Raw genomic sequence first — 7,746 nt, forward strand, 5'->3', positions numbered from 1 at the left:
CGCGTGCATTCACAAAGCACGCGTTATCGTTATCGACCATCGCGAGCAGAGCTCGCTCCTACAGGGGGGGTGTGGTGTTGTTCAGACCGGTTGCAGCGGCATCGTCAGCTCAACCCGCAGGCCGTCCGGCCGGCTATCGAAATGCAGCGTGCAACCGCAACGCTGAACGATGGCCTGCACAATCGCCAGCCCCAGACCACAACCGGTGCTCTGACCGTTGCGCCAGAAGCGCTGGGTCAGGTGTTGCAGATCTTCTTCGGCAATCCCCGGCCCATGGTCGCGCACCACAAACTGCACACGATTGCCGGTGGTTTCCAGGCTCAACTCCACCGCTTTGTCGGCGGGGGTATGGCGCAGTGCGTTGTCGAGCAAGTTGCGCAGCGCGGCAATCGACAGCACGGCGGGCATTTGTACCGGCGCGGCGGAAACCTTGCCCGGCGCCTGAAACCTGATGCGCTGGCGATCGCCGCTTGCCGCGTCCTGGATCGCCAGTTTCGCCACTTGTTCGGCGTTGCACTGCACACCGTCGTCGAATGACAGGCTGCCCTCGACGCGCGCCAACAACAGTAATTGTTCGAGGGTCCGGTGCATGCGGTCGGCGCCCTCTTCGGCCCGGGCCAGGGACTGGTCCCGGGCGCTGCCTTGCGTCATCCGCGCCACTTGCAGGTGGGTCTTGATCGCGGTCAGCGGGCTGCGCAGTTCGTGGGCCGCGTCTCCGGTCAGGCGACGTTCGCGCTCAATGGTCTTGCCGATGCGCTGGAGCAACTGGTTCTGGGTTTCCAGCAAGGGTTGCAGCTCGCTGGGCAGTGGCTGGATCTGCAAGGGCTCGAGGGAGTCGGCGCTACGGCGCATCAAGGCATCGCGCATGCGGTTGAGCGGCGCCAGCCCCTGGCCGATGCCCAGCCAGAGCAAACACAGGCAACCGAGCAGCGCCACGCCCACCGGCACCGAAGCGGCCAGCAGGATCGACATGTTCAACGCCTCACGCTCGATCTGCCGGTCGGCGGTGGTGATGCGCAGATCGCCCCGGGCCAATGTGAAACTGCGCCACGGCGCGCCGTCGATCATCTGATCGTGAAACCCGAGTTTCTCGGCCTCCAGGGTCTGCTGCGGATCGGTGTGACTGCGGGCAAGGATTTCGCCGCGCAACGAGCTGACCTGGCACGCCATGCCACCCGGAATGTTCAGCTGTTCGGCACTGAAGTGGGTGCCCTCGCCCTTGCTCGGCACGGGCGGCAGTTGCTCCATCAGGCCAGCGACCATGCGTGCCGAGGCCACCAGGCGCTGGTCGAGGGAAAACATCATTTGATTGCGCAGATCGCTGAGCATCCAGGCCGCGGCCAGGGCCCAGATCAAGGCAAATGCGGCGCCGAGCGTCAGACTCAGGCGCAAACGCAGACTCATCACTTCGATTTTTCTCCGCCATCAGCCGGCCCCAGGCGATAGCCCAGGCCGCGCACGGTCTCGACAATGCCGTTGCCGAGCTTGCGCCGCAGGTGATGGATATGGACGTTAAGGGCGTTGCTTTCCAGTTCGTCGTTGAAACCGTAGACGCTGTCCTTGAGTTGCTCGGTGGACAACACACGGCCACGGTTATGCAGCAAGGCTTGCAGCAATGACTGCTCACGGCGCGACAGGTCCACCGGCTGCCCCGCGAGCGTGGTTTCGCGGCTGCTCGGGTCGTAGGTCAGGGCACCATGCTCGATCAGGTTGACGCTGCGCCCCGCCACCCGCCGCAACAGCGTGTGCAAGCGTGCAGCGAGTTCGCGCAAGTCGAACGGTTTGAGCAGATAGTCGTCGGCACCGGCTTGCAGGCCATCGACGCGATCAGTGACCGAGTCCCGGGCAGTGAGAATCAAAACCGGCAACTCCAGGCCTTGATGGCGCAACTGCTGCAGCAGCTTGAGGCCATCCTCGTCCGGCAACCCAAGGTCGAGCACCATCACGTCGAACTCCGCCACCTTGAGCATCGCCCGGGCGGCGGACGCCGTGGCGACGTGTTCCACGGTCAGGCCCTGGGCGGTCAGGCCGGCGACGATACCGCTGGCGATCAATTCATCGTCTTCGCAAACCAGTACGTGCATGGGGAGCCTCGTAGAAATAAAGCCTATTAAGCCGTTGACCGATTAAGTCGACATTATGCCGCAAGCGCCACCGCCACAAGGCCGGGGCGGTTAATCATCGGTTAATCGCCACCCGCCACTGTGCACCTCATTAGCACAGGACAAAGGCTTATCCATGCGTCGTCTGTTTTTACTTTTTACTCTCTTGATCGTGGGCCTGGCCCAGGCGGGAACCAATCCGTTCGACACCAAACCTGAATTCCTCCCGGTTGATAAAGCCTTCGCGTTTACCACTGAACGCCTGGAATCCGGTGAAACCCAGCTCTATTGGCAGATCACCGACGGCTATTACCTGTATCAGAAACGCTTGAAGTTCGATGGATTACCTGTCGGGCAACACCCCCCGCTACCGGAAGGTGAAGCCCACAGCGACGAGTTTTTCGGTGAACAGCAAGTCTACCGTCAGGGCCTGGAACTGAAAATTCCGGCGGGTGCCAGCGGTCAGGTCAAGGTCAGTTACCAGGGCTGCGCCGATGCCGGCTTGTGTTATCCGCCACAAACCAGAGTCGTGGACCTGGGCAATACCAATGCACTGAATGCGGCCACTGAAGCGCCGGACCAGGCGCTGGCCAGCAGCCTGCAACAACGAGCGCTGGGCTGGAGCCTTGTGCTGTTCTTCGGCCTGGGCCTGTTGCTGGCCTTCACGCCTTGTTCATTGCCAATGCTGCCGATTCTGGCCGGGTTGATCGTCGGCAGTGGCGCCACGCCCAGACGCGGATTCGCCCTGGCCAGCAGTTATGTGGTCAGCATGGCGCTGGTGTATGCGGCGATGGGTGTCCTGGCCGCCTCCCTCGGGGCGAACCTGCAAGCCTGGTTGCAGAACCCCTGGCTGCTGGGCAGTTTCGCGGCGATTTTCGTGCTGCTGGCGCTGCCGATGTTCGGTTTCTTCGAACTGCAACTGCCGGTGGCCGTGCGTGATCGCCTGGAAAACGTCTCGCGCAATCAACGCGGCGGCAGTCTGATCGGCGCCGGGGTGCTGGGGGCGCTGTCCGGTCTGCTGGTTGGCCCCTGCATGACCGCACCACTGGCCGGCGCCCTGCTCTACATCGCGCAAAGCAGTAACGCGCTGCATGGCGGATTGATTCTGTTTGCCATGGGCATCGGCATCGGTGTGCCTCTGCTGGTGTTGGTGACTGTCGGCAATCGCTTCATGCCCAAGCCTGGCGCCTGGATGAATCTGGTCAAAGGCATTTTCGGCTTCCTGTTCCTCGCCACCGCATTGTTGATGCTGCGTCCGGTACTGGACGAATCCCTGTGGGTCGGCTTGTGCGGTGCGCTGCTGTTGATCGCGGCCTACAGTGCCTGGAAACAGTCGGAAGGTTTTGGCCGTATCGCGCACCTGTTTGGCGCCAGTTCGTTACTGCTCGGTTTATGGGGTGGCCTGTTGGTGATCGGTGCAGCCGGTGGCGGCGATGATCCGTTCAAGCCATTGCAGGTCTACCGCGCCTCGAACCAGGCTGTGGCCGCCGCGCCGGTTGGCCACGATGCCTTCATCACCATCAAGGATCCGCAGGCACTGCAGCGGGAACTCGACGCCGCACAGGCTCAGGGCCAGTGGGTGCTGCTGGACTACTACGCCGACTGGTGCGTGTCGTGCAAGGTCATGGAAAAACAGGTCTTCGGCAAAACCCGTGTCCTCGAAGCCCTGAGCAATGTGCGCTTGCTGCGACTGGACGTCACCGCCGACAATGCCGCCAGCCGCGAACTGCTCGGCCGTTACAAAGTGCCAGGACCACCGAGCCTGCTGTGGATTGGCGTGGACGGTGAAGAGCGGCGCAGCCAGCGCATCACCGGCGAGGTCGATGCCGATACATTCCTGCAACGCTGGACCACCACCCGAGACGCCCGTTAATGCTGACTTTCACCCTCGGCACCTTTGCCATCGCGCTCAATCACCTGCTGTTGATCAGTGCGCTGGCGCTGGCTACTTTTGTCGGCTGGCGGGTCGCCAAGCGTGGTGGTGAAAACCCTGAGTCGGTGCTGTTCAGCCTGTTTCTGATGGGCATGCTGGCAGCCCGAATCAGTTTCGTGGCGGCCTATTGGGTGCACTATCGCAACGATCCGTGGCAGGTCATCGACCTGCGCGATGGCGGTTTCCTCGCCTGGCCGGGGGTAGTGGTCGTTTTGCTCGCCACGCTGTATCGCGGCTGGCGTCGCCCGGGTCTGCGCCGTCCATTGGGCTTTGGCGTGGCCAGTGGTCTGGCGTTCTGGCTGTTGGCGACGTTCTCCCTGTCGATTTATGAACAAGGCACACGTCTGCCGGAAATCACCCTGCGCAACGCCGCCGGCGAAACCGTGCAACTGGCCGACTACAAGGGAGGCCCGTTGGTGATCAATCTCTGGGCCACCTGGTGCCCGCCGTGCCGCCGGGAAATGCCGGTGCTGGAAAACGCCCAGCAACAACGGCCGGACCTGACGTTCCTGTTCGTCAATCAGGCAGAAAGCATGCAAAGCGTCGCGATCTTTCTGGAAACCCAGGGCCTGAGCCTGTCCAACGTGCTGTTCGACGGCAGTGGGCGTCTGAGCCAGGCCGTCGGTTCCATGGCATTGCCGACTACGCTGTTCTACAACCCCGAGGGTCGCCTGCTGGGTAGCCATCTGGGCGAGTTGTCGGAAGCCAGCCTGGCCCGCGCGCTGGAAAACTTCGACACCGTACCCGCCACCTCTTCAAGGAAACTGCCATGCCCCGCCTCCGCCACCTGCTGACCCTGAGCCTTGGTGCTGCCCTGTTGCACCTGCCATCGGTGCAGGCCGAAGAGTTGCCCGATGCCATCAAGAAAATCGAGGCCAAAGGCGCGAAAATCGTCGGCCAGTTCGACGCCCCCGACGGCTTGCGTGGTTATGCCGCGCAGTACCAGAACCGCGGCATGGCGCTGTACCTGACCCCGGATGGCAAACACGTGTTGCTGGGCAACCTGTATGACGCCGAGGGCAATGACCTGAGCAGCGCACCTTTGCAGAAACTGGTGTATGCACCGATGGCCAAGGAAGTCTGGGCCAAGTTCGAAACCAGCAACTGGATTGGCGACGGCAAGAAGGATGCGCCGCGCGTGGTGTACCTGTTCAGTGACCCGAACTGCCCGTACTGCAACATGTTCTGGGAACAGGCCCGGCCGTGGGTCAAGGCCGGCAAAGTGCAGTTGCGCCACATCATGGTGGGCATCATCCGCGAAGACAGCCCCGGAAAATCCGCCGCGCTGCTCGCCGCCAAAGACCCGGAAAAAGCCCTGCAGGATCACGAAGCCGCTGGCAAGGAGAGTTCGCTCAAGGCCTTGAAGGAAGTGCCGCCGGCGATTCAGGCAAAGTTCGCGGCCAACATGCAATTGATGGAAGAGCTGGAGTTGCAGGCGACGCCGGCGATTTTCTACATGGATGACAAGGGCAATCTGCAACAGCAGCAAGGCGCGCCGTCGCCGGACAAGCTGGCGAAGATTCTCGGGCCGAAGTGAGTTCAGCGCCCCCATCGCGAGCAAGCTCGCTCCCACAGGGAAAGGTGATCACCTGCGGGAGCGAGCTTGCTCGCGATGGCGTCGGTAGATTCGACTAATTTCTGTCGGCCAAAAATGCCAACAAGGTTTCAGTCACAAACCCTGGGTTCTCCAGATTGGAAATATGCCCCGCCTCCGGCACCAGCACCCACGGGCAGCCAATCAGCTCAGCCATTTCACGGGCTTCACCCGGTGGCCGAGGCTTGTCCTGATCGCCGCACATCACCAGCGTGGTCGCTGCGTCCAGTTCGCCCAGACGCGATAACTGGTCATCGCGCCCAAATGTAATCCGCCCCATCGGCGCGATGCTTTCACGCAGGCGGTCCGCGGGTAGAGCCGCGAGGGAAGCACGAAAATCCCGGTAGAGCGCCGACTGCGGATCAATGCCCGGCCGGAAGAAAATCGGCACCACGATATCCAGCAGCGCTGGCGTGATGACACCCGCCTCTTCGATCTGCTTCAACAGTGAAAAGTAATACTGGCGAGTCGGCTCCGGTTCGGCGCCGGCGTAGGTGTCCATCAGCACCAGTCCGTTGATCCGCTGCGCTGCCGACAACGCCAGGCGCGCGCCCCACATGCCGCCGACCGACAGGCCGACCAGCGTGACCCGCTCGATGTCCAGATGATCGAGCAGGACCAGGGCCTGACGCGCCAGGTCATCCAGCGACGTCGTACCTACAGGCAACGGCCCGGATTGGCCATGCCCCCACAGGTCCAGGGCTATCACACGATACTGTTGCGAGAGCGCGGCAATCTGCGGCGCCCACATGGCCTGGTCCCACAGGTAACTACCGGCCAGCAGCACCGCCGGACCGGTACCTTGATCGATGTAGTGGAGGGCTTGTCCGTCTATCGTTACGAAGGGCATCGACTGTCTCCGCGAGCAAAAAGGGAGCCCGAAGACTGAGCGGCTGACGGATCGCAGTCAATCGCGAGAATGTATGCGTTTGTACGGCCGCTTTCTCCTCGGTGATGTCGATGGCTGCCAGGCCATCGATGTGCCTGGTCAGATCAACGCCTTCATGTGCCCACAACGCAGAACCATTGGTCAGACAAGCTTCTTTCGGCCAATGAAACTGTCAAGTCTGACAGTAGCCACAGCCTTGTTTAGGGAAGATAAATAACCGCAGCCAACCGCTGATGGACTTGGCGGTTGCTTCTTTCCAGATAGGAGCTTTTACCGTGGTCAAACATTCATCCGAACCGCCGCTTCCCGAGGTTAATCAAGTCACCCCTAGCGTATTTTGTGACTTGACAGAGGGCTGGCTGGACATGCGAACGTTCCCCGGCAATGCCCGGCTCGCCCTGCCGAAGTGGCCGAACATCACGGCGGGACAGCGACTATGGGTGTTGGCCGTGGGCAATGAATACCAAGTCAGCAACTACCGTTTCGAGTGGGTGCTGGAAGACCACGTTGTGACGGCAGAGGAGGCTGAGAACGGAAGTGATTTTAAGTTGGAGCTTTCGCGCCATTGGCTGGCCGGTTGTGAGGAATGGTCTTGCGTCATCTTGAAGGTAGCTGTGACGCTCGATGGTGCACCAGGTACACCACCGGTGGATCCGAAGATTTCTCTGCTGCCGGAAAACGCACTTGAGTTACTTCACGCCACCGCAAATCTGCGGGTGATTGAAATTGAAGAGAGCGACGACTTTGAAAACTATCCAGTAAAGGAGTATCTCGGGCCTGGCAGTATTATCGAAACACGTCTTTTGACGTTCGAATTGCCTAAAGACTCTATCAAAGGCATTGGGCTACATGTCGTACGAACAGACGCTGAAATCACTCCGGGAATGCTTGAGGGGAATGCGTTGGCTCTGTGCTGTGGAAAGCCAATATCAGCATTGCGTCAGGCACGTTTAGTACTCAAATGGAAGTGCAGCCGAATCAGGTTCGCGTACGCGACAACCGGCGAGGGCGCCACCTTCAGATTCATTGGCGAGGGTGATCTGTTGCTCGAGGAGCGCTGGGTAACAAGCAGGACATGGGTGCATTTTCACGACGTACAATGTCGACCCGTTTGTCGCGTCGAGGTGGAAAGTTTGGAACACGGCTCCATTGATAACCTAACCGTCAAACACAGGGGGAAACTCAATCCCATGTAAACCGATTAGTGGTCTGACAGTACGTCGATTCA

The 7,746-nt window shown here is 60.8% G+C and carries 7 protein-coding genes; 4 read left to right on the forward strand and 3 right to left on the reverse strand.

All coding sequences use genetic code 11. From position 1 onward, the window contains the following. Nucleotides 1–81: 81 nt before the first annotated feature. Both KGB20_RS15250 and KGB20_RS15255 read right to left on the reverse strand, forming a co-directional pair. The gene (locus KGB20_RS15250) at nucleotides 82–1,407 is read right to left on the reverse strand and encodes an ATP-binding protein (RefSeq protein ID WP_057713867.1); all 1,326 of its coding nucleotides are present in this window, start codon (nucleotides 1,405–1,407) and stop codon (nucleotides 82–84) included. Beyond that, nucleotides 1,404–2,084, reverse strand: a complete 681-nt coding sequence (locus KGB20_RS15255) for a response regulator (protein ID WP_057713866.1) — start codon at nucleotides 2,082–2,084, stop codon at nucleotides 1,404–1,406. Before KGB20_RS15255 ends, KGB20_RS15250 begins: the two co-directional genes overlap by 4 nt. A gap of 154 nt (nucleotides 2,085–2,238) precedes the next feature. Here KGB20_RS15255 and dsbD point away from each other — a divergent pair, with 154 nt between their 5' ends. From dsbD to dsbG, 3 genes are read left to right on the forward strand one after another with little or no spacing between them, the layout of a single operon-like run. After that, complete coding sequence (dsbD, locus tag KGB20_RS15260; RefSeq protein ID WP_223532735.1) at nucleotides 2,239–3,975, forward strand: protein-disulfide reductase DsbD; 1,737 nt, start codon at nucleotides 2,239–2,241, stop codon at nucleotides 3,973–3,975. Beyond that, entirely contained in the window at nucleotides 3,975–4,829 is an 855-nt protein-coding gene (locus KGB20_RS15265) for a TlpA disulfide reductase family protein (protein WP_223532737.1), read from the forward strand. The genes dsbD and KGB20_RS15265 overlap by 1 nt, the downstream gene beginning before the upstream one ends. Then, complete coding sequence (gene dsbG / locus KGB20_RS15270) at nucleotides 4,805–5,572, forward strand: thiol:disulfide interchange protein DsbG (protein WP_057713862.1); 768 nt, start codon at nucleotides 4,805–4,807, stop codon at nucleotides 5,570–5,572. Before KGB20_RS15265 ends, dsbG begins: the two co-directional genes overlap by 25 nt. Before the next feature lie 94 nt (nucleotides 5,573–5,666). Here the strand turns inward: dsbG and KGB20_RS15275 are convergent, their stop codons facing one another. Further along, nucleotides 5,667–6,479 (reverse strand): alpha/beta fold hydrolase, encoded by an 813-nt coding sequence (locus KGB20_RS15275; RefSeq protein WP_057713861.1) that lies wholly within the window; start codon nucleotides 6,477–6,479, stop codon nucleotides 5,667–5,669. A gap of 314 nt (nucleotides 6,480–6,793) precedes the next feature. Between KGB20_RS15275 and KGB20_RS15280 the strand changes: the two genes are divergently transcribed. After that, nucleotides 6,794–7,714: a hypothetical protein gene (locus KGB20_RS15280; protein WP_223532739.1), complete on the forward strand. Its 921-nt coding sequence runs from the start codon at nucleotides 6,794–6,796 to the stop codon at nucleotides 7,712–7,714. The last annotated feature ends 32 nt before the right edge of the window (nucleotides 7,715–7,746 follow it).

It is taken from the genome of Pseudomonas sp. BF-R-30, assembly GCF_019956175.1.
Classification (GTDB): Bacteria; Pseudomonadota; Gammaproteobacteria; order Pseudomonadales; family Pseudomonadaceae; genus Aquipseudomonas; species Aquipseudomonas jessenii.

What these genes read in the sequence shown, in the direction of transcription:
- KGB20_RS15265 (WP_223532737.1), top strand. Translation starts at nt 3,975, where the DNA reads ATGCTGACTTTCACCCTCGGCACCTTTGCCATCGCGCTCAATCACCTG.
- KGB20_RS15255 (WP_057713866.1), bottom strand. Translation starts at nt 2,084, where the DNA reads ATGCACGTACTGGTTTGCGAAGACGATGAATTGATCGCCAGCGGTATC.
- KGB20_RS15275 (WP_057713861.1), bottom strand. Translation starts at nt 6,479, where the DNA reads ATGCCCTTCGTAACGATAGACGGACAAGCCCTCCACTACATCGATCAA.
- dsbG (WP_057713862.1), top strand. Translation starts at nt 4,805, where the DNA reads ATGCCCCGCCTCCGCCACCTGCTGACCCTGAGCCTTGGTGCTGCCCTG.
- dsbD (WP_223532735.1), top strand. Translation starts at nt 2,239, where the DNA reads ATGCGTCGTCTGTTTTTACTTTTTACTCTCTTGATCGTGGGCCTGGCC.